Origin of the sequence: Noviherbaspirillum sedimenti, from assembly GCF_003590835.1 — a bacterium.
Lineage (GTDB): Bacteria > Pseudomonadota > Gammaproteobacteria > Burkholderiales > Burkholderiaceae_D > Paucimonas > Paucimonas sedimenti.
In genome coordinates this window covers 942,816-965,861 of the sequence record NZ_QYUQ01000002.1, presented here as the reverse complement: position 1 = coordinate 965,861, position 23,046 = coordinate 942,816, and the positions used below count along the sequence as shown (strand labels likewise).

Below are 23,046 nucleotides of genomic sequence, written 5' to 3'. Positions count from 1 at the left end.
GAATTTTCCAAACGGATATATCCGCGGGAGATTTTAAGTGCTATCGAATTTCGCTCGACGTCTGGTCGTGCAAATGCATGGGATCTTCAAAGGAGGAATGACCGCCCTGGCGGGCGACATGCAAAGACTTGATCGCCTGCAGAAACACCGGCTCGATTCTGTCCCACAGATATTGCCTGCCGCTTTCACGGGCCCGGCTTTTCAATCCAGGCAATTCATGGCGCCGTTTCGCCAGTTGATGAATGGCTTTGCCCAAGCTGAAGCTGTCGTATTTGAAAATCAGACCGTTATTGCCGTGGGATACGTATTGGGTGTGGGTCCGTATGTCACTGGCAAGCACGGGCAATCCTGCCACCAGGTATTCAAACAGCTTGGTCGGCGGATTGAAGCGCCACCAGGGCTGGTCTTCCCACAGGCACAAACCCGCATCCGCGCCCTTCAGTATCACTGGAATTTCGGCCCCGGCAACGCGGCCGCAAACCTCTACTGCATTTGAAATGCCGAGTCGGCCAGCATAACGCCGGCAATGTCCGATCTCCTCCTCGTCGGCGCCGACCAGGGTCAAATGGGCAATCGGCTGTTCACGATTGGCCAGCTTGATCGCTTCCAGCATCAGGTCGCGCCCGCGTGCCTTGCTGACAGTACCAACATAAATCAGGCGCAGCGGCAACTGTGGCTGGGCTGACTGATGCGGGCCACTTTTCATGAAAGTCTTGTCGACACCCATATAAATAAGCTTGACCCGCTGCGGATCGCAGCCCTTGGCCAGCAAATCCTGCTGATGCGCCTCGCCGATCGGCATCACCAGCGAGGCCCGGCGTGCTGCTTCGAAGAATAGCCAGCGCAAAGCCAGCTTGCGTGCCATGCGCTTGAATAGAGGATGCGACGGCGGCGCGGCGGTGAAACGGCTCGGGTGCTCGTTCCAATAAAGCGCAGTCGGGATGCGCCCGGTCAGCCAGACAACAGGGGCAAGGAGCGAATGCAGCAACACGACACAGGCTGGCCGGCGCATACGTACCAGGCGAGCGCAGGCCAGCATGTACTTGAACCAACCCTTTCGCCCCGAATCATGTGGCAAGACCAGGTATTCGACACCATCAGCCAGCAACTCCGGCTCAGTGAGCGGTTCCGAACTGACGACCGTGACGCGGTAAGCCTTCGCCAAGGCCTTGATTCGATAGGAAAAATCCAGGAAGCCTGGCTGATCCCGCGCAAATCTCGTGAGAACAATGCAATCGTCTCTCATGCCGTCCATTTCAGACAAACTTACTTGACAACAAATGCCATGAATCGCCCGGTGCTGCTCCGGGAGCGGGAGGATATCCAGCTTTGAATGGGCCTTGTGCTTGAAGTTCGACTCATTGTAGGCATGGGCGCTTCTATAGCGATGACAATCCACAAACAGTACCACCGCAATGGCTCCCAACAATTGGTTCCCCCAACTGGCCGAATTGCCAGTCAAACCGATACGGTAAAACTACCATGTTGGTAAAAATATAATTCAAACATGTTTTATTATCACTCCGTCATGCATATCTGATATTTATTATTTAAATAACATTAAATTTCACTTCCCTTAAATAAACAAGGAAACGACCAATGCGTTCTAATATGACATTAAAAACCCTGGCAGCGCTGCTGTTGGCCGGTGTATCGGCTTCCGCATTTGCGCTGACCCCAGGTAGCGGCACATGGGTCAAGGAGACCACGCTGTTTGGCTTGCAGGACGCATACACGTACGTACCGAAAAATGCCGCGCCAGCCACGATCGGCCAGGGCCGCGCACTGATGCTGACCTTGCATGGCTGCGCCATGACCGCATCGGGCAATGTCATCAACAAAAAATACAACTGGGAAGATACCGCTGAAAAATACGGTATGGTCGTGATTGCCCCGACTGTTCCGTCCGGCACGACTTCCACGCGTTCCTATTCCGGCTGCTGGGACTGGTTCGGCGCCAACCCAGCCGCACGACCCGCGATGAAGCCATTCTCCTGAAACTGATCGATGCGGTGAAGACACGCCCTGGCCTGGATATCGATCCGAAACAGATCTATGTGACTGGTTTGTCCTCTGGCGGTGGCGTTGTCGTCACGCTGGGTTGCGTTGCCCCCGACGTTTTCTCCGGCATGGGCATCAACACCGGTCCCGCGCTGAACACCGCTGCCAACGCCGGCGTCGGCTCCAAGGCAGCCCGCACGCCGCAGCAAATCGCTAATGACTGCAAGGCCTACGCCGGCCCCAACAGCACAGCGCTGCTGTCGCAACTGACTTCGGTCGTCAACGGCTCCAAGGACACGACAGTCGACCCCACCCATTCCTGGGCCAATCGTGACGGCATGAAGATCGCTTACGGCGCCACCTTCGGCGGCGACAGCTTTACGGAAGTCAAGAGCGTTGGCAAGATCTGGAAAGATAACCAGGATCGGCCTCGTGTGTCTTATATTGAAGCAACCGACATGGCGCACGCATGGCCAGCAGGTGCGGGCGGCAGCGGCGGCGGTTACTGGGTGGATTACACGCACGTCAATTACCCGGCCTACGTGACCAAGTTCTTCTTTGAGAACAACCTGCGTGTAGAGCGCGATCCGAACGCAACGACGACGACGACCACCACAACCACGACGACCACCACAACCACGACCGAGGCGCCGGCTCCTGCACCGACGCCAACGCCAACGCCAACACCGACACCGACACCAACACCAACACCGACACCAACACCGACACCAACACCGACCGCAATCTGCTACACGGCGAGCAACTACGCACACGTGCTGGCTGGCCGCGCCTACAGCTTCTGGGGTGTTGCACGAGTGGTTGGTTCGAACGAGTACATGGGCTTCGTGAACACGTTCACCAGCACCACGCTGAAGAAAACCGGCACCTACTCCTACGCGATCGGCACCTGCAACTAAGCGCTGAAGCAATGTTGCAAGCTGGAAATCGCCCCCGGTTGTCCGCAATCGGGGGTTTTTTATTTCCACCAGTCGCCGGACTGTGAATGCTCCGGGCATAAATATTCAGTGCATAAAAAAACCGCCGGCTGGCGGATTTCTTTTTCCCCTTTACTTTCTTTCCACCCCGATACACGCTTGCGTTCAGCCGGAAAACCGTGCCGCGATTTCCTCCCGCGTCTTCATCCCGGCGACGTCGCCCGGCATGATCAGCACGCTGGCATTGCCGATGATCTTGTTGTTGTACAGGTCGTGGTGCGCCTGCGGCAACTCGTGGTAGGCATAGGTGCGGCTGTTGATCACGTCCACCTTGCGTTTGGTGATCAAGGTATTGGCCTGCCGGCAGTCGAGGAAATTGGCGTAATGCGAGCCGAGGATGCGTTTCTGATGCATCCACAGGTGGCGCACATCGAAGCTCAGCTCGTAGCCGGTGGTGGCGCCGCAGATGACGATACGGCCGAAGCGCGCCGCCAGGAACACGGAAGTGGCGAAAGTCTCGCGGCCGGCATGTTCGAAAACCACGTCGGGCGAGCGCTTCTGGCCGCAAATCTCCCAGATGCGCTTGCCCATGGCCTTCATCATCTGGTTGCGGCGAGCGTTATTGGCGGCGGTTTCGTAATGGTTGAATTCGGTGTCGGTAACTTCATAGCCCGCGAATTCGGTGCGGTTGATATAGCCGATCGCCCCCAGCTTCATGCAGAACTTGCCCTTTTCATCGCTGGACACGACCGCAATCGGCTCGGCGCCGATTTCACGGCACAACTGGATTGCATAGGTGCCGAGCCCCCCTGCCCCGCCCCACACCAGCACCAGTTCGCCCGGCTTGATTTCAGCCTGGGTGATCAGCATGCGGTAGGCAGTGAAATAGGTGAGAATGTAGGACGCGGCATCTTCCCAGGTCAGATGTTTTGGCTTGGGCAGGATTTGCTGCGCCTGCGCCGAAACGAACTGGGCATAGCTGCCGTCCGGCGTTTCATACCCCATGATGGCGTGGTTCTGGCTGCTCATCGGGTCGAACGAGCTGAAGTTCGGATTGTTCAGGCTGCCGTTGCCATGCTCCAGGCATTGCTTGAAGCAGGTGACGATGACTTCGTCGCCTACCGCGCAGTTCTTGACGTTCTTGCCGACCTGCCAGACGATGCCGGAGGCGTCCGAGCCCGGCACGTGGTAATCCTTGTCATGCAGATTGAAGACGCTGATCGGCTGTCCAAGGCCGGCCCAGACGGTGTTGTAATTGACGCCCACCGCCATTACCCGCACCAGCACCTCATTGTCGCCCACTTCGGGCACCGGCACCTGGCGTTCTACCAGCGCCTGCAAAGGTTCACCAAAACGGTCTTTTTCGATCACCCAGGCATGCATCCTGTACGGCACGATGCCTGGGGCACCATATTCCTGCAAGCCGTAGATATCCGGGCGACCTGCCGGGCCGTTGATATTCTTGAGTATGGCTGACATAGTCTATTCCCCCAGTAATGCTGCAAGTGGCTGATCCAGACGCTCGACCAGGCTCGCCAGGTTGCGCTGGTAACGGTTGGCCAGCATGGCAATATCCTCGCTGGCGAACTGCCGGCGGTCAAAGGCGAAACGCACCCAGGTCTGTTCTTCCGGCACCACGAATACGCGTAGCGGGAAATGCTAGCCGTCGACCCAGTCGGCAGCAATCGCGCGGATCGGCATGGCCGCTTCGCCCGACGCCGCGCGCGGGATGTTCTCGAAGATGAAGTTACTTGAGTACAGACATGGCGGCCTGTCTTCGTCCAGCAGTGCGGTGATGCGGGCCAGCGGCAGACCCGGATGCGCCTGCGCATTGGCATTGGCTTCATGCACGGCTTGCAGCAGCTGCGTGACATTGGCTGCGGCCGCCAGCGGAATGCGCACCGGCAGTGAATTGGTGCACTGACCGACGACCTCCGCAATGCCTTCATAGTCGGCGCTGCGTCCGGATACGGTGACGCCATAAACGATGTCGCGGCCTTGGCTCAATTGCGCCAGCGACAAGGCCCAGGCCGCCTGGAAAACCGCATTGCCGGTGGTTTTGCTGGCGCGTGCGGCGTCCTGTATGCGTTCCAGCAAGGCGGCATCGATCGTCAGCTGCTGCGCGCCATAGGCATCCTCGCCGGCAGCAATCAGCGGCGTCGGCGCCATCAGCCCTTGCAGCGGGTCGGCATGCCGGTAGCCTTTGAAGACGCTGCGCCAGTGCGCCTCATCCGATGCGACCGGCCGGCAAGCAAGCCAGCCGACATAGCGGCTAAAATCGCTGTGCTCCGGCAGCGCCGGCATTTCTGCGCCGGTAGCCAGGGCGAGCAGACACGCCAGCAAATCCTTGCTCAGCAGGCTGGAAGTCCAGCCGTCGAGGATGATCTGGTGGTTCGACAGCAGGATCGCGAAGCGCCCCGCCTGCGGTGCCAGGGTGACGTGGTACAGGCGCAATGCCGGCGCCTGGGCCAGGTCGTAGGGCCGCTGCCGATCCACCACCATCAGCGCCTGCAGCGCATGCTGTTGCGATGCCTGGTCAAGTTGCGAATAGTCCAGCGCGGTCACGGCGAAATCGGCCTGGCGGCAAACCAGTTGCACCGGAACCCCGCCTTCATCTTCAATGAAGCGGGTGCGCAAGACCGTGTGGCGCGCCACCAGCGCCTGCCAGACCGTCTGCAACAATTGGCGGTCGAGCGGCCCTTCCATCACCGACAGGGCCTGGGTGACATTGCTGCGGTTGCCGGTACGATAGCGCTGGTAGATTTCGGACTGCAACGCCGTCAGGCTGTAACAGTCCGCCACCTCCGCGGGGTCGATGCCATGCCTGGCCAGCACGGCCTCGGACAGGCCGCGGCGCTGATGCGTGGCGCGCAGCTTGTCCCAGTCGGCATGCGCCAGTTGTTGCAGGTGTTCGCGCATGCCATCGAGCAGGCGCTGGATGCCGGCCTGCAGGTGGCGCTGGCCGCTATAGGTCCAGTGCAGCGCGAGGCGGCCATCCTGGATGAACGCGGTGATCTCATGCTGGTAGCTGCGCTGATTGTCCGGGCCGCGCAGGCCATCGATTGCGCCCTGCTGTGTGCCCTGTCGTGCGCCGCTCACACCGGCACCGAGATGCGCGATCTGGCCGAGATAATTCAGCGATACTGCAGCCGCCGGCAGGCGCGCCAGCGCCGCGCGCAGCTCATCGCTGGCATGCAGATGCGCCAGCCAGCCCAGGCTGAGGCCCTGGCGCGGCACGGCATCGATTTGCGCCTTGATCGCCAGCAGTTGCGACGGCAATGCCTCCGCGCCCAGGCGCAATGGCAAGGGGGCGCCGCTGCCGAACCAGCCGACCGTGCGGCTCAGGTCGAGGTCTTCGATATCGGGACGGCCATGACCGACCACGTCCATGAAGACCTGGTTGCCACCCTGCCAGTCGGCCAGCGTCTTGCCCAGCGCGGCGACCAGCAGTTCATTGAACCTGACGCCGCTGCTGCGCGCGGCATCCTGCAGTGCCTGCGTCAGCTCGGGGCTGAGGCTGGCAAGCAGGGTTTGTGCATCGCGCTCCAGGTTGGCGCCCTGCGGCATGTCGGCTGGCAGCTGTGCCGGCAACTGCGCCGTCAACTGCGTCGGCACGGCATCGGCAAGGCCGGCGGCCTGGCGCCAGTAGGCGATATCGTCGGCCAATGCATCCGAGTTGACCAGCGCGCCCAGCGTTTCGGCGAACGCCTTGTAGGAGGAAGTCCTGGGAGGCAGGAGACTTGCCATGTCGGCACTGGCAACGTCGGCCGCGACCAGGCTGGTCAAGTCTTCGATGACGACTGCCAGCGACAGCGCATCCATCACCAGATGATGGGCAATGATCGCCAGCCTGGCGCCGCCTTGCAGGGTCTTGAAGCAGGCCAGTTTGCAGACCGGGCCGCCGTCAACGCGCAATTGTGACTGCAACTGCGCGCAATGGTCCTGGATGGCGGCATCCAGCGCATCGGGCGCGCCGGATGAAAGATCGACATAGTCAGCGTGCCGCTCGATCTGCAGCGGCGCGTAAACCTGCCGCCAGGCGCCCTGCCCGTCCGGGGTGTCAGTGCCGCCAGCATCGCTGCGCGCGAAGTGCGAACGCAGGACATCGTGATGGCCGATCAGCACGGCGGCGATCGCCTGCCATTGCGCCGGTTCGAGCGGACGACCGGCATCGAGCAGCAGACCGACATTCCAGTGATTGGCATCGGCCCAGGTGGATTCCAGGAATTGCCGCTGCACCGGGGTGCAGCGCGCATCGCCTTTGACTTGCGCCTGCTCGACCACGACTGCGGACGACTTGTTCAGCGATTGCGCAATCTGGGCGATGGTGGGTGTGGCGAACATCTGCTTGGGATCGATCAGCAAGCCCATTTTCTTGGCCTTGACGACGATCTTCACGCCCAGCAGCGATTCGCCACCGAGCTCGAAGAAATTGTCATTGACGCCGATCTTGCCGATGCCAAGTGTCTCCTGCCAGATCGATGCCAGCAATTTTTCCTCGACGCTCGATGGCGCGACGTATTCGGTCGACAGGCTGGGACGTTCGTACAGGGCCATGCTGTCCGCCGCCGCGCCTTCCTGTGCGGCACCGGTGGCGTCGTCCAGCGGTGCCGCTTCGGCCAGCTGGCGATTCTTGCGCTGCAATTGCAGGAAATCGACCGTCGAGATGATCGCTTGCGGCTGGACGCAAGCCAGCGCGCGATGAATGACTTCCACCCCTTCGCGCGGCAGGATCGCGGTCTTGTTATCCTGCAGGCGCTGCAGCAGGGCGGCATCGCTTTGCGCGCGCGCCGTCTGCAGCGGCGTGCTCCATACATCCCAATTGATCGACAGGAAGCGCGTGGCTGGACGGCTGCCCATACCAGTGCGTCGTTGCGACCGGTGCGACTGCGCCAGTGCATCCAGGTAGGCACAGGCGCTGACATAGCCGGCCAGGCCGTAGCCGGTGGTGGCGACCGACATCGACGAGCACAGCAACACCAGTTCCAGATCGTCGCCGTCCAGCGCCGCCAGCAGATTCATGGTGCCGCGCACTTTAGGCGCCAGCACGGCATCGATGACTTCGCGGGAAGTTTCCCGCACCGGCACGAATTCGCCGTAGCCGGCGCAATGCACCAGGCCGTGGATCGCGCCATATGTTGCCCGCACCTGGGCCAGGACGGCAGCGACCTGTGCAGCGTCGGTGACATCCGCCTGCAGCAGCAGCACTTGCGCACCGGCGGCTTGCAGCGCCTGGATGCCCCTGATCTGTTCCTTCAGCGCCGCATCGCGCCCCGCATCTGCGAGGATGGTGCCCCACTCCTGCTCGGCCGGAAAAGAGGTGCGCTGCAGCAGTGCCAGGCGCGCCTGGGGTACTGCCAGCGCCAGCGCCTGCGCATGCGCCATGCCGACACCGCCCAGTCCGCCGGTGACGACATAGACGCCATCCTGGCGGATCGGCAAATCTGCCACCTCCGGCTTGCTGGTTGCCAGCGGCACGAAATCGCGGACGAAACGCAAGCCGTTACGCAAGGCGATCGCGTCACTGCCCTGCCGTTGCGCCTGTTGTTGCGCCGGCTGCGCCGGTTCCGCAACGCGCTGCAATTCGGCAGCGATGGCGTCCGCAAGATCCACAGTTACCGTGGCAGCGCCGCTCGCGTGGATATCCAGCGTGGCGAAGCAAATCTGCGGGAATTCGTAGGGGATGACCCGGGCAGGCCCGGTCACCAGCGCCTGCATGCAATCGACCTGGTCGCCGGCAAGCACTGCTTCGCGATTGCCTGTGACGGCGAGAATGCCCAGCGCATCGGTCATTTGGCAGGATTCGAGCGCCTGCGCCAGGAAAATGAAACTCAGTTGCGCATCGACGGTCTGGCGGCCGGCATCCGCCACCTCCTCCAGATTCGGCACCTTCCCCAGGCTCCAGCAATGCAGCACGGCATCCGGTATGAGTTGGCGGCTTTGCAGGTGCTGCAGCAGGCTGCGGTAGTCGTTGCCATTGGCCGGGCCGATGCGATAGACATCTTCACCGGCTTGCGCAAAGTCCGCACCTTGCGCCACCGTCAGCACACGCACGCCTTGCTGGCGCAAGCGCTCCACCACCGCCGCGCCCACGCCGAGTTCGTCGATGAAGGCCAGCACCGTCTGCGCGGCGCTGTGCTCGCTGCGCTCAAATGAATCCGCCGGGAGCTCCTGCAGGCGCCAGGCCGGTTGCCAGAACCAGTCGGCCACCGGAAGTTTGGCGCCGGCCTGCGCCGTGTTCTTGCGATTTTCCACCCAGTAGCGCTTGCGCTCGAAGGCATAGCCCGGCAAGGCGATGCGCTTCCTTTGCTCTGCCGCCTGGAACGCTTTCCAGTCGGGCGTGACGCCCGCCAGCCACAGCTTGCCCATGGTTTCCAGCAAGTGGCACTGGTCGTCATTCTCTTCCTTCACGTGGCGCAGGCTGTTGAGCAGGACGTTTTGCGCATCCGGCGGCAACTGGCTGCGCACGAAGCTGCACAGGGCGTTGCCGGGGCCGACTTCAAGGAACACGGTGCTGTCGTCCTTCAGCAGCGTGGCGACGCCGTCCGAAAAGCGCACGGTCTGGCGCAGATGGTTTTTCCAGTAGGTCGCAGTGGCGATTTCGGCCGGATCGGCCCAGTCGCCGGACATGTTGGAAATGAAGGGGATGACCGGCCTGCCGAACTTGATGGTGGCGAGGAACTGGCCGAATTCCTGCAGGATCGGATCGACCATCGGCGAATGGCCGGCGGTGTCGATCAGCAGCTTCCTGTATTCGATCTGGCGCGCTTCCAGTATCCGCTCGAATGCCTGGATCGGTTCATTGCGGCCGGCCACCGTGCAGCGGCCGGGGTCGTTGATGGTGGCGATCGAGACGCCCTCGATCAGCAGTTGTTGCACTTCTTCGGCGGGCAGCGTGACGCTCAGCATGCCGCCCTTTTCAATCTTCTCGAACAGTGCGCCGCGGCAGCAGATCAGGCTCACCGCGTCTTCCAGGCTGAACACGCCGGCGATGCAGGCCGCGGTATATTCGCCCAGGCTGTGGCCGATCAGGGCAGCCGGCTGCACGCCCCACGACATCCATAGCTTCGCCAGGCTGTATTCAACGGCGAACAGCGCCGCAAAGAAATTCTTCGGCTTTTGCAGGATGACGGCGTTTTCCTCGGCGCGGGCGGCATCCGGGTAGATCAGGCCGGCCAGGTCCAGCCCCATCTTGCGGCGGAACAGCGCGGCGCATTCGTCCAGGCTGGCGCGAAATGCCGGCTCCTGCCCGTACAGGCCGCGCGCCATGTCGACGTGCTGGGTGCCGCCGCCGGGGAACATGAACACCACCTTCTTCGTCTTTTCCGTGGCGCGGCCGGTCAATCCTTTGGCCGGCGCGATGCTGGCAGCCAAATGCTTGAGAGACCGCGGCTGCTTGTCATCCTGCAGCACGAAGGCGCGGCGGAAAGCAAAGGCTTTGCGGCCCACCTGCAGCGTATAGGCGGCATCGGCCAGTTTTTCTCCAGCGGCGTTCTGCATCCACCCGGCGAGGTTTTCCGTCATGCTGTCGAGCGCCGATGGTGTCTTGGCCGACAGCACCAGCAGTTGCCAGTTGCGGCTGTCCGAGGATGCCGTTGCGGGCGGTTCCTCCAGCACGATATGGGCATTGGTGCCGCCGATACCGAGCGAGCTGACCCCTGCCCTGGCGGGATACTCGCCAGCCTCGATGCGTTCGAGCTTGTCGATCACATAGAAGGGACTGTTGCCGATATCCAGTTTTGGATTGGGCGTTTCAAAATTCAGGCTTTCCGGGATCACCTTGTATTTGAGCGCCAGCGCAGCCTTGACCACGCTGGCGGCGCCTGCGGCCACGCCGAGGTGGCCGATATTGCTCTTGACCGAGCCGATGCCGCAGAAATTCTTGCGCTCGGTCTGCAGCCGGAACGCGCGCGTGAGCGCGGTGAATTCGATCGGGTCGCCCAGTTCGGTGGCGGTGCCGTGCGCCTCGATGAATCGGATGCTGTCCGGCTCCACCCCGGCGACCGCCTGCGCTTCGGCGATGATATTGGTCTGGCCGACGATGCTGGGAGCGGTGTAGCCGATCTTTTCGGAGCCGTCGTTGTTGACCGCCGAGCCCTTGATCACGGCATAGATGGTGTCATTGTCGGCCAGCGCATCGTCCAGGCGCTTGAGCAGTACGAAGCAGGTGCCGGCGCCGCCGACGGTGCCCTTGCCCCTGGCGTCGAAGGCGCGGCAGTAGCCGTCGGGCGAGCTGTAGCCACCCTGGTGATAAATGTGGCCGGTACAGTTGGGAGTAGCCAGGTGCGAGCCGCCCGCCAGCGCCATCTTCGATTCGCCGTTCAGCAGGCTCTGGCACGCCAGGTGGATGCACACCAGCGAAGTCGAGCAGGCCGTGCCCAGTGCAATGCTGGGGCCGTTGAGGTTCAGCTTGTAGGAAATGCGCGAGGCGAACATGTCCTTGTCGACGCTGATCTGGGTATCCAGGGCGTCGCCGGCCGAGGTCGACTCGTCGCCTTTGAGCAGGTTGAAGATGAAATAGGTACTCATGTTGACGCCGGCGAACACACCGACGCTGCCATTCACCGATTCCGGCGTATAACCGGCGTGCTCCAGCGTCTGCCACGCCACTTCCAGCGCGAAGCGGTGCTGCGGGTCGAGGTTGGCCGCTTCGCGCGGATTCATCTCGAAAAAATGGGCGTCGAACTTGTCCTGGTCGGGGATATAGCCGGCCGCCGGGACGAAGTTGGGATCGTCCAGCGCCGCCTGCGACACGCCCATGCGCTCCAGCTCTTCCCGCGAAAAGCGGGTAATGCAATCGGTCGAGCTGACCAGGTTGGTCCAGAACTGGTCGATATTGTCGGCCTGGGGAAAGCGTCCGGCCATGCCGATGATGGCGATGTCGTTGTTGACATCGTCATATCCGTCATTCGCGTTGTCTTCGTCGTAGGCGTCGTTATTGTTCATTATTGTCGAATCGGTCATCGGATCTATCGGATATTAGCGCGCTACCTTGCGATCGCGCGAACGGTTTCGTCGCTGCATTGCAGCGCGCCTTTCTTGCCCGGCGTTGCGCGCGGCATCCGCGCCGCCGCCCGGTCCGCTGCCACCCTGGCCGTCCTGCTGGCCGAGGAAAGCTGCCAGCTTTTCCACGGTGGTCGAATTGAACAGTTCCACCATCGGGAACTGGACGTCCAGCTGGAGCTGGATCTCGTGGTGCAGTTTGACGATCAGCAGCGAGTTGGCGCCGACATCGAAGAAATTGTCCTTGATGCCGATCGGCTCGGGCGCGCCGAATACTTCGCTGGCGATACGCGTCAGGGTATGCTCCAGCTCGTCGCGCGGCGCCACCTTCTCGGCCCGTGCCGGTGCCGCTGCCGCCATGCTGCGCCGCAGCGCCGCCGTGTCGACCGTGCCATCGGCGAGCAGCGGCAAGGCCTCGAGCTGGACGTAGCTGGTCTCGACCGTTCTACCGAATTCGTCGGCCAGCACACAGCCGGCGGCAATTTCCCTTGCAAGGCCCGGCTCGCCGCTGCTGAAGTAGCACAGCAACGGCCGCTGGCGCAGGCGCAGGCCATCCACCACGCGACGGATGTTCGGCCTGCTGTCGTCCAGCCCGATCAGCACATTGCGGCAACCATGCCAGAGCGCCGCCAGCAGCGAGTTGAGCCCCTTGGCGAGCGGGATCGGCGTGAATCCCAGCGCCCGCGACAGGCTTTCGGCCTGCTTGTACTGGCTGCCCATGCCGGTGTCGTGCCACAGGCTCCAGGCGATGCACACGCTCCTGACGGCGGCATTGCCGGCCACCGCCTCGACGAAGGCTTCCTGGTAGCGGTTGGCGATGCTGTAGGCCGCCATGCCGCTGCCGCCGAACTGCCCATTGACGGAGGAGAAATTGACAAACAGGGCATCGCTGCGCTGCCCGCAGATGCGGTACAGCGCGCGCGTCCCCAGCGTCTTGGCGCGCAAGGCGTCATGCAGGCTGTGGATGGTCTGGCCGGCCATCGCTTCTTCGTGCGCCAGTCCGGCCAGGTGGAAGACCCCGGCCAGTTTCTGCTGCCACTGCCCTTCTGCCCGGTCCACTGCCTTTTCGATCGCGGGGAAGTCGCAGATGTCGGCGCCGGTATAAATGACGCTGCCGAGCTGGCTGAGTTCTTCCAGCATGTCCTGTTTCTCCGCCGGCAGCGCGGCCAGCGGCGTGCGTCCCACCAGCAGCACACGCGCACCGAACTGCTTGAGCAGCATGCGCGCCAGCGCGAAGCCGATCCCGCCGAGACCGCCCGAGATCAGATAGGCGCCGCCGGCCGCCACCGCCATGCGGTCCTTGCGTCCGTTGCCATCCTTCGCAAGCGCCTCCCTGCGCAGGCGCAGCACGTGCCGCCTTTCGCCGCGGTAGGCGACTTCCTCGTCTGCATGGATGGAAGACGCCTCCCGCGCCAGCTGCACTGCGTGCAATGCCATGCCGGCATCGCCATCAGTAGCATCAGCAGCGGCAAGATCGATGTGGCGGCATTGCAGCCATGAAAATTCCTTGCCGAGGGTCTTCAGCAAGGCCAGCACCGCCGCCTTGTCCGGGTTCAGCCCATCGTCCGGCGCAAGCCGTTGCGCGCCTCTGGCGGCCCACAGCCAGCGCATCGGCGCCGGCGTGCCCTGGGCGGCAAAAGCCTGCGCCAGGTACCAGGCTGAATACATTCCGCTGGCATCGGCCAGCGGCGCCCGGCTCAACAAGGTTTCGACGCCACCGCCTGCGTAGTCGTAATCCCACAGGTTGATGACCCGCTCGACGGCGATCGAGCAGCGCGCCAGCGCCGCCAGCAGTTGCGCGTAATGCTCCTGCAAGCAGGGATTGATGCGGAAGCTGTCGCCATTTTCCTGGAACGCCTGGCCGCGTGCGACCATGATTACCTGCCCCGCCAGGCCAAGACGCCCGGCGCAGCCGCGCTGGTCGGCAAATACCAGCGTGGCGCCGCCACCTGGCAGCGCGGCGGCATTGCCGAGCTGTTTGGGTACCCAGGCCTTGCCGAAGAACCAGTCCGGCAGCGTGTTCTCATTGCGCTCGGCGATATCCAGTGCGCGCAGGGCCTGGTCGTATTCGCCGCGGCTGAAGGCTTGCGCCAGCCGCGACAGCTGGATCTTGCCGATTTCCGTCTTCGGCACCTGGTCTTTTTCCAGCGGCACGATGTAGGATGGGTTGACGCCGTTCTTTTCCATCACCGCCTGGCGGATCTGGCGGATCAGTTCGGACAGCTCTGCGCCCCTGCGGCCGCTATTGAAGAAGATCGCCAGCTGGTCGCTGTTGACACCGTCGCGGCGCACCGCGCAGGCGCCGGTATAGGACACCGCCACGCCAGGCACGGCTTCCACCACTTCGGCGATCTCGTGGCTGTAGAAGTTGACGCCATTGATGATGATGATGTCTTTTTCGCGGCCGGTGATGGTCAGCTCGCCATCCTCGATGAACGCCAGGTCGCCGGTCTTGAACCAGCCATCGGCGGTAAAGGCGTCGCGATTGATCTCGGCACCGCCCAGGTAGCCGCGCATCACCGTCACGCCCGACACCTGCAGGCGGCCCGATTGCCCTTCCATCATCGGCGCGTCGGCGCCGTCGACGATACGCATGTGGACGCCGGGCACGGGACGGCCGACCGAAACGAAGACGGTATCGTCGCTGCCGTAGGTCAGCTTCAGGCGCGTCGAATACGTCACGCCGGAAGAGATCTCCGACATGCCATACACCGGCTTGACGCAATCCTCGCCCAGGCCGAAGCCCTGCAGCAGTTCGATGAAGGCTTGCGTGGTCTTGGGCACCACCGCTTCGGCGCCGTTCAGCATGAATCGCAGGCAGCTGAGGTCCAGCGAGAGCTGCTTCAGCTGTTCCTGCCGGTCGACGATCAGCGAGAAGGCGAAGTTCGGCGCCCAGGTGATGTTGATGCGGTGCCGGTCCACCAGTTGCAGCCAGCGCAGCGGATCGGCCAGGATATAGTCGGTATCGGCCTGGACCTGGGCTGCGCCGGTATGGATGTCGCGGATGTGGAAGTAGATGATGCCGCCGACGTGGTCGAGGGCCATCCAGTTCATCGATGGCATGCCGGCATGGAAGCCGTTCATCTGCACCGATCCCATGCTGCGGCCGATCAGGTTGGCGTGCGACAGCTGCACGCCCTTGGGCAAGCCGGTGCTGCCCGAAGTCAGCATGATCAGGGCGATATCGTCGCTGGCGCCGCGATGGAATTCACGCGCCGGTTCGGCCTCAACCATGGCGTCGATGCCGTGCACCGCGAAATCGGCTAGCCCTTCCAGGGCGCCGATATTACGTACGCCTTCGATGATGGCAGCGCCGGCCAGCACGATGGCCCTGTCCATCATCTTCCAGGCATGTCCGATCTTGATGGTTTGCGCATTGCTGCTGCGGTAGTTCTTGGCGATGGCGATCGGCACCGGGATGAAACCGCCCAGCGCGCAGGCCCAGAACGCCACGATGAAATCGGCGTTGCGGTCGAACTGGAAGATCACCTTGTCGCCAGGTGCGATGCCGGTCTGGCGCAATCCGCTCAGCACGCATTGCGACCGGTGCAGCAGTTCCGGATATGACAGCTCCGCCGTGCTGTTATCGGCGTAATAGAAGCTAATGCCGTGATCCGGATGCGCCATCGCGCTATGGATCAGCATGTCCGCCAGCACGCCGGGACGGTGCGCCGTCTCGACGATCGCGTCGCTGACGATGAGCGCCGGCACCTGCGACACCGGACGGTTATCGCTGCGTTTTGCCTTGCTGACCTGCTGTGCGCCTGCGCTCGCCGTGGTGCGCGCCTCCTGCGGCAACAGATCGTGCAGGTGCGAGACGCCTTGTGCTTCCTCGGCAGCCTGCTCCAGCAGGATTGCCTGGCGCACCTTGATATTGTCGGTGACTTGCCGGGCCCAGGCTTCGCGCGTATCGCGGTTGTGCACGGCAAGCTTGCGCAACTGCCGTGCATCGACCGCGCCATGGCTGCTCAGTGGAATGCCGCCGACCTTGACACAAGCCAGCAGGCCGATGCCGTACAGGCCATTCTCAGCCAGGTAGGCGGTGCAGGCGTCGGCCTCGATTTCTTGCTGGTCGCAGACCAGATAGGCGACCAGCTGCTTACCCAGGCTCGGATGCTGACGCACCGCGACATGGCAATCGTGGATGCCTGGCATTTGCAGCAGCCTTTGCTCGATGGCGCGCGGATAGACCAGTTGAGCGTCGATCAGCGCAACATCGTCCGGGGATGTCAGCAGCGCCAGGCCCTGTGCCGCGACGCGGGCGCTGAAGCCGGTAGCCAGCGCCGGAGCGTCTGGCTGCAGGCGCAATGCCAGCGCGCCGATGGCGCCGTCCGGCACTGCGCGGCCAGCGGCATCCGCCAGGATATAGGCGAACGTTTCGCCCTGTCCCGCATACAGCGCCTGCAGCAAGGGATAGTCATCCCAGGCCAGCAGCGCCGGCGCCGGCGCCGTCACTGCCAGCGGCAATGCGGACAGCCGGCACTGCGGATCGGCGACGATGGTGCGCAGCAGGTTGAGGTAGCTGTCGATATATCTTCGGACTGTGGCCGGCAGGAACAGGTCGGTATTGAATTCGAAACTGCCGCTCATGCCGGTTTCGGTATTCAGCAGTTCCAGCAGCAGGTCGAACTTGGCGGTCTTGTTTTCCAGCGCCAGGTTGCTGATCTCCACGTCCGGCAGGGTAAATTGCCCTTCGGGCATATTCTGCAGGGCGAAGGACACCTGGAACAGCGGCGAGCGCGATGGATCGCGTTCCGGCAGCACCAGGTCGACCACTTTCTCGAAGGGGATGTCCTGGTGCGAATAGGCTTCCAGCGTGGTTTGCCTGACCTGCTGCAGCAAGGCGGCGAACGCCGGATCGCCATCGAGGTCGGTGCGCAGCACCAGGGTATTGGCAAAGAAGCCGATCAGCGGCTCGATTTCAGCACGCACGCGGTTGGCGATCGGCGTGCCGATGCTGATATCGGTGTCGCCGGAATAGCGCGACAACATGACATTGAAGGCCGCCAGCAAGGTCATGAACAGGGTCGCGCCCTGGCGGCTGCTCATCTCCTCCAGCGCCGCCAGCAGCTCGGCCTCAATGGCAAAAGCCAGCCGGTCGCCATGGTAGCTCTGGTTTTTCGGCCGCTCGAAATCGAGCGGCAGCGAGATGCTGGCCTGGTCACGGAGTTTTTCCGTCCAGTAGCCGCCCTGCTGTGCCAGCAGCGCACCCTGCAGGTGTTCGATCTGCCACACCGAGAAATCGGCGTACTGCACCGGCAAGGCTGCCAGCTGCGGCGCTTCCGCGCGCACGAAAGCCGCGTACAGGGCGCTGACTTCGCGGATCAGCACCGTGATCGACCAGCCATCGGAAATGATGTGGTGCATGTTGATGAACAGGCGGTACTCGTCCCCCCCCCATGCAGTACAGCACGGCGCGCAGCAAGGCGTCCGATTCCAGTTTGAAGCTGGTGTTGAGCTGTTGCCCGACATGTGCGGCGAGGTCGGCTTCCTTCTCGTCGGCATTCACGCCATGCAACTGCACCACATCCATCGACCAGTCGAGCGACGGATGGATTTTCTGCAGGCCGCGGCCATCCTGCGCGATGAAACTGGTGCGCAACACTTCATGGCGACCGATCAGGGTCAGGAAGGCCCGCTCCAGCGCCGCCGCATCCAGCTTGCCGACAATCTTCAGCACGCTGGGCATGTGGTAGAAGTTGCTGTTTTCCTCATAACGGTCGAGGAACCACAGGCGTTGCTGGGCATATGACAGCGGCACCAGCAGCGCTTCCGTCGGGCGCCGTTCGAGGATGCGGATCGGCTCGTCGATACAGGCGGCGTTGGCCGCGCCGATCACCCCGGCCAGGCTTTCAATCGTGGCATTCTCGAAGAATTGTTGCAACGACAGTTCGACCCCGAATTCCCCGCGGATGCGCGAAACCACCTTGGTTGCCAGCAGTGAATGGCCGCCCAGTTCGAAGAAATTATGGCGCACGCCGATTTCTCGCAAGCCGAGGATCTCGGCCCACAGCGCCGCCAGTTTCCACTCGACGCCGTTGCGCGGCGCCACAATGCGTTCGTCGCTGCCTTCGTCCACTGCAGTCGTCAGCAAGGCCAGGCGGTCGATCTTGCGGTTCGGCGTCAGGGGCATCGCCTCCAGCCGCACGAACAGCGACGGCACCATGTAGTTCGGCAGGCGGTCGCCCACGCTCTTGCGCAAGGCAGCCGCGTCCACTTCGGCAGATTCGCCGCTGCGGGTATAGAAACAGACCAGGCGCGCGCCGCCCTGCTGGTCGTCGCGGCTGGTCACCACCGCTTCCAGCACGCCGGGCTGCTGCGCCAGCACTTCCTCGACTTCGCCCAGCTCGATGCGGAAACCGCGGACCTTGATCTGTTCATCGATACGGGCAAGGAATTCCAGCTGCCCGCCCGGCAGGTAGCGCACCAGGTCGCCGGTCTTGTAAAGCTTCGGGCTGTCGTAGGTATTGAAGGGATTGTCGATGAAGCGTTCCGCAGTCAGCTGCGGCTGGTGCAGGTAACCCGGGCTGAGGCCGGCGCCGGCGATGTGCAGCTCGCCCGCCACGCCGACCGGCACTGGCTGTAGATGGGCGTCCAGTACATAGCACTGCAGGTTGCTGACCGGCCTGCCGATCGGTACATAGCCTTGCGCCTGCGGCGCCAGGTTGGCCATGTCGAACCAGCTGGCGTTGATGCTGCATTCAGTCGGGCCGTAAAGGTTGACCACCTTGCCAGCCAGGTGCAGGGCCTGGCGCGCCAGTTCCACCGGCAGCGCCTCGCCACCGAGGAAAATCCGCCGCAGCGTCGATACCTTGCTGATGGCGGGCGCGGCCAGCATGGCGCGCAGCAGCGCCGGCACCAGTTGCAGTTGGGTGATGCGTTCCGCGACGATGGTCTCGACCAGGTAGTCCACGTCCTGGTGGCCGTCGGGCGCGGCCAGTACCAGTTGCGCGCCGCTGATCAGCGGCGCCCAGATTTCCCATACTGAAGCGTCGAAGCTGAACGGCGTCTTTTGCAGCATGCGATCGTCCGCCTGCAGCGGGAACTGGTTCAATACCCAGCCCATCTGGTTGCAGATGGCGGCATGGCTGATCGGCACGCCCTTCGGCCGACCGGTGGAGCCGGAGGTGTAGATCACATAGGCGAGGTCGTCGAAATCGACTTCCGCCTGCGGATCCGTCGCCGGCCAGGCATCCAGCGCCTGCGGCTGCGCCGGGTCCAGCAGGACCGTCGCCACATCCTGGCCGGCGAAGATGCCGGCCAGTTGCGGGCGTGTCACCAGCACCGCCGCCTGCGACTGTTGCAGCATGTAGGTCAGGCGCTCGCGCGGATAGCCAGGATCGAGCGGCACATAGGCGCTACCCGCCTTGAGGATGGCCAGCATGCCGACCACCATCTCCAGCGAGCGTTCCACGCACAGGCCGACCAGGGTATTGGCGCCGACGCCTTGCGCCGCCAGGCAATGGGCCAGCCGGTTGGCGCGCGCATCCAGTTCGGCGTAGCTGAGCCGCTGCGTGCCGGCGATGACCGCCGGCGCATCCGGCGTTTTCTCAAGCTGGCGCGCGAACAGGTGGTGCAGGCGCTCCGGCTGGCGGAAGGTCTTTTCCGTGTCATTCCACAGATCAAGAAGGTTGTGGCGCTCGTCGGCATCCAGCAAGGACAACTGGCTCAGCGCCGCCGCCGGCGTCTTGACGATCTCCCCCAGCAGGCGGCGGAAATGCGCCGCCAGGCGCAGCATGGTGGCGGCGTCGAACAGCGCGGTCTTGTATTCGATGTGGCCAGCGAGGCCGTCCGGGCCTTCCTGCAATTCCAGCGTCAGGTCGAATTTAGCCGTGTTCGCCGGCACGGCAAGCTTCGCCACCGCCAGTCCCGGCAGGCTCATCCGGCCCTGGCCCTCGTCCTGCAGCACGAACATGACCTGGAACAGCGGCGAAGTGGCAAGGTCGCGGCCCGGCTGGACCAGGTCGACCACTTTTTCGAAGGGCAGGTCCTGATGCGTATAAGCCTCGACGGTCGTCTTGCGAATTTTCTGCAACAGCGCATCGAAGCCCGGATTACCGCCATAGTTGGCGCGCAGCGCCAGGGTATTGACGAAAAAGCCGATCAGCTCGCGCGTTTCCGGCAAGCGGCGGTTGGCGATCGGGCTGCCGATGCAGATGTCGTCCTGGCCGCTGTATTTGTGCAGCAAAACCCCAAAGGCCGCCAGCAGGGTCATGTACAGGGTGGCGCCCTGCTCCCTGGCCAGCGACTTCAGTTGCGCCGTCAGTTCGCCGTCGAGCTGCAGGGCGATCGCATTGCCGGCATGGCCCGGTCGTGCCGGCCGCACGCGGTCAGTCGGCAGGCCCAGCGACGCCACTCCTTGCAACTGCTGCAGCCAATAGTCTTGCTGGCGCGCCAGCACCGCGCCGCTCAGATAGCCGCGCTGCCAGGCGGCGTAATCGGCATATTGCACCGGCAAGGGCGCCAGCGGCGAAGCCTTGCCCTGGACGAAGGCCTCGTACAATGCCGACAGTTCGCGCATCAGCACCGCCACCGACCAGCCGTCGGAAACGATATGGTGCATGCACACCGCCAGCGCATGGGTGCCGTCCGCCTGGCGGTAGACGGTGGCGCGGAACAGGATGTCCTGCGACAGGTCGAATATATAATCCAGTTCGCGGCTGATCGCCTCATCCAGTTCGGCCTGGCTGCGGTCGCTCAGGTCCACCATCGAAAGCTTCCAGTCGGCAGCATCGCCGACCAGTTGCAGGGCTTCGTCATCGCGCATGACAAAGCGGGTACGCAAGGCGTCATGGCGGCGGAAAATTTCCTGGAAAGCGCGGTCGAGCGCGGCGATGTCCAGCGCACCGCGTATGCCCAGCACGCCGGCGATGTTGTACAGCGAACTGGCCTCGTATTGCATCAGGAACCACATGCGCCGCTGCGCATAGGACAGCGGCTGCCCTTGGGACAACGGCTGGCCCGCCGCCTGCGGTACGATGCGCTGGCGCTGGCTGGCGGGATCGCTCAGGGCTGCCTGCAGAAAGCCCGCCAGCGCCGACACCGTTTCATGCTCGAACAGGTGCTGCACCTGCAGCGCGACATCGGTGTCGTCGGCGACACGGGCGGCGATGCGCGTCAGCGCCAGCGAATCGAAACCGTAACCGATCACCGGCACATCGCGCCGCAACGTTGCGGCCGGCAGTCCGGCATACGCTTCGAACAGCGCAGCCAGATAGTTTTCCACCATCGCCGGCCTGCCCTGTGCTGGCAGTGCCTGCCAGTCGGCGCGATCGAAATGCGGCAGCTTGTCGCCGCGCATAGCGTCGACCTTGTCGACCCTGTCGATGCGGGCGAGTGCATCGATTTCGCCGGCGATGAACTGTTTTTTGCTCGCCTGGCGCTGCACCTTGCCGCTGGAAGTTTTCGGCAACTGGCCCGGCTTGATGAAGACGATGCTGCGCACCTGCAATTCGTGCTGCATCACGACGGTCTGCTGGAGGGCGCGTGCCAGTGCGTCCGGGTCCATGCTGCGCAAGTGCGTGCGACGGACCTCCAGCACCACGACCAGCTGCTCCTCGCCGTTTTCCTCGATGGTGAACACCGCTGCGCCATTCGGCATGAAAGCCTCGTGCGACTCGATGGCGGTCAGCTCGATATCCTGCGGATAATGGTTCAGGCCGCGGATGATCACCACATCCTTCAGGCGTCCGGCAATGTACAGCGCGCCGCCGTGCACGAAGCCGAGGTCGCCGGTGCGCAGGTAAGGTCCTGCGCCGGTATCGGCAAGATGCGCGGCGAAAGTGGCCGCGGTCGCTTCCGGCTTTTGCCAGTAGCCCTTGGCGTTGCTGTCGCCATAGGCCCAGATTTCGCCGACCTCGCCGTCGCTGCAGCGCTTCAGGGTGTCCGGGTTGACGATCAGGACGCCCTGCTCGCAGCGCGCATGGCCGCAACTGACCAGTTCGTGGCTGCCGTCCACGCCGGCGTCAATCGGCACGGCGCGATTCTGCTGCAATGCTGCCTCGTCGAAATGGCGGGTGGCAGCACCCTTGCCTGGCTCGCCGCCGCTCACCAGCAGCGTGGTCTCGGCCATGCCGTAGCAGGCGTAATGGGCGGCGGAATCGAAGCCGCAGGCGGCAAAGCGCTGGCTGAACGCACGCTGGGATTCCGGCCGGACCGGTTCCGCGCCAGTAAACGCCAGGCGCCAGCAGCGCAAATCCAGCTGCGCCAGGTCCGCTTCCTTGACGCTGGAAACGCACAGGTCGTAGGCAAAGTTCGGTCCGCCGCTGGTCGTCGCGCGATACGTCGAAATGGCTTCCAGCCAGCGCAACGGCCGCTGCAGGAACGACGCTGGCGCCATCAGGGTGGCGGGAATCCCCGCATACACCGGCTGCATTACGTTACCGATCAGGCCCATGTCGTGGAACAGCGGCAGCCAGCTGACGGCCACGGTGTCGGGTCCGTTACCCATCGCCATATAGATGCTGCGGGAGTTGGCCATCAGGTTGCCATGGCTGACCATCACGCCTTTCGGGTCGCCGGTCGAGCCCGAGGTGTACTGCAAGAACGCGATGTCGTCAGCACTGACTGCAGGAAGGTCTGGCTGGTCACCGCCTGCGGCGACGTGAGTCGTGTCGTCGGCGCCATCTGTGATCAGCCAGGCGAGTGCGCCCAGTTCAGCCACTTCGGCAAACTGCGGTTCGGCAATCGAGCGTGTCTGCGCATCGGTCAGCACCACCCTGGCCTGGCAGTCATGCACCAGCGATTTCAGACGGCCGAGCTTCTGGTTGCGTTTGGGGGGATAGCCAGGCACGGCGATCACACCGGCATACAGGCAGCCAAAGTAGGCTTCGATGAATTCAATCCCGGACGGATACAGCATCAGGGCCCGGTCGCCGGGCTTGCATCTGGCCAAAAGACGCATGGCGATCTGGCGGGCGCGGGCATCAAACTGCGCATAGGTGATGGTTTTCGCCTCGACCCCGGAGACCGGATACGACAGGAAACGGAACGCCAGGGCATCGCCATGAATATTTGCCCGGTAGGACAGCAGATCGACAAAAGTCTTGATCCCTTCAGGTGCTACCTGGCGCATATTTTTCCTCTCGTTTTCAGCCAACGGATGCCA

7 protein-coding genes and 1 pseudogene are annotated in these 23,046 nt (G+C 63.2%); 2 read left to right on the top strand and 6 right to left on the bottom strand.

Going from position 1 to position 23,046, the window contains the following annotated elements:
• Positions 1-40 precede the first annotated feature (40 nt).
• Positions 41-1,246: a glycosyltransferase gene (locus D3878_RS04490; RefSeq protein WP_199688080.1), complete on the bottom strand. Its 1,206-nt coding sequence runs from the start codon at positions 1,244-1,246 to the stop codon at positions 41-43.
• Between the two features lie 353 nt (positions 1,247-1,599).
• Between D3878_RS04490 and D3878_RS24230 the strand changes: the two genes are divergently transcribed.
• Both D3878_RS24230 and D3878_RS24225 read left to right on the top strand, forming a co-directional pair.
• Complete coding sequence (locus D3878_RS24230; RefSeq protein WP_147383880.1) at positions 1,600-1,998, top strand: alpha/beta hydrolase family protein; 399 nt, start codon at positions 1,600-1,602, stop codon at positions 1,996-1,998.
• A 14-nt stretch (positions 1,999-2,012) separates the two neighbouring features.
• Positions 2,013-2,918, top strand: coding sequence for an alpha/beta hydrolase family protein (locus tag D3878_RS24225; RefSeq protein ID WP_119784389.1), 906 nt, complete (start codon positions 2,013-2,015; stop codon positions 2,916-2,918).
• 183 nt (positions 2,919-3,101) lie between these two features.
• On the opposite strand, the gene ccrA is transcribed toward D3878_RS24225, so the two are convergent.
• From ccrA to D3878_RS24560, 5 genes and pseudogenes are all read right to left on the bottom strand, one after another.
• Positions 3,102-4,415, bottom strand: a complete 1,314-nt coding sequence (ccrA, locus tag D3878_RS04475; protein WP_119784388.1) for a crotonyl-CoA carboxylase/reductase — start codon at positions 4,413-4,415, stop codon at positions 3,102-3,104.
• Between the two features lie 3 nt (positions 4,416-4,418).
• Positions 4,419-4,574 (bottom strand): hypothetical protein, encoded by a 156-nt coding sequence (locus D3878_RS23680; RefSeq protein ID WP_158592174.1) that lies wholly within the window; start codon positions 4,572-4,574, stop codon positions 4,419-4,421.
• 21 nt (positions 4,575-4,595) lie between these two features.
• Positions 4,596-11,882: a type I polyketide synthase gene (locus D3878_RS04470; protein ID WP_158592173.1), complete on the bottom strand. Its 7,287-nt coding sequence runs from the start codon at positions 11,880-11,882 to the stop codon at positions 4,596-4,598.
• Between the two features lie 33 nt (positions 11,883-11,915).
• The gene (locus tag D3878_RS24565; RefSeq protein ID WP_119784386.1) at positions 11,916-17,306 is read right to left on the bottom strand and encodes an SDR family NAD(P)-dependent oxidoreductase; all 5,391 of its coding nucleotides are present in this window, start codon (positions 17,304-17,306) and stop codon (positions 11,916-11,918) included.
• Positions 17,307-17,361: 55 nt separating this feature from the next.
• A pseudogene (locus D3878_RS24560) lies at positions 17,362-23,013 on the bottom strand (amino acid adenylation domain-containing protein); the annotation flags it as partial.
• Positions 23,014-23,046 lie beyond the last annotated feature (33 nt).

Excerpts from the sequence above, each read along its gene's own strand:
- D3878_RS04490 (WP_199688080.1), bottom strand. The coding sequence starts at position 1,246 with ATGAGAGACGATTGCATTGTTCTCACGAGATTTGCGCGGGATCAGCCA.
- ccrA (WP_119784388.1), bottom strand. The coding sequence starts at position 4,415 with ATGTCAGCCATACTCAAGAATATCAACGGCCCGGCAGGTCGCCCGGAT.
- D3878_RS24565 (WP_119784386.1), bottom strand. The coding sequence starts at position 17,306 with ATGCACCACATCATTTCCGATGGCTGGTCGATCACGGTGCTGATCCGC.
- D3878_RS04470 (WP_158592173.1), bottom strand. The coding sequence starts at position 11,882 with ATGAACAATAACGACGCCTACGACGAAGACAACGCGAATGACGGATAT.
- D3878_RS24230 (WP_147383880.1), top strand. The coding sequence starts at position 1,600 with ATGCGTTCTAATATGACATTAAAAACCCTGGCAGCGCTGCTGTTGGCC.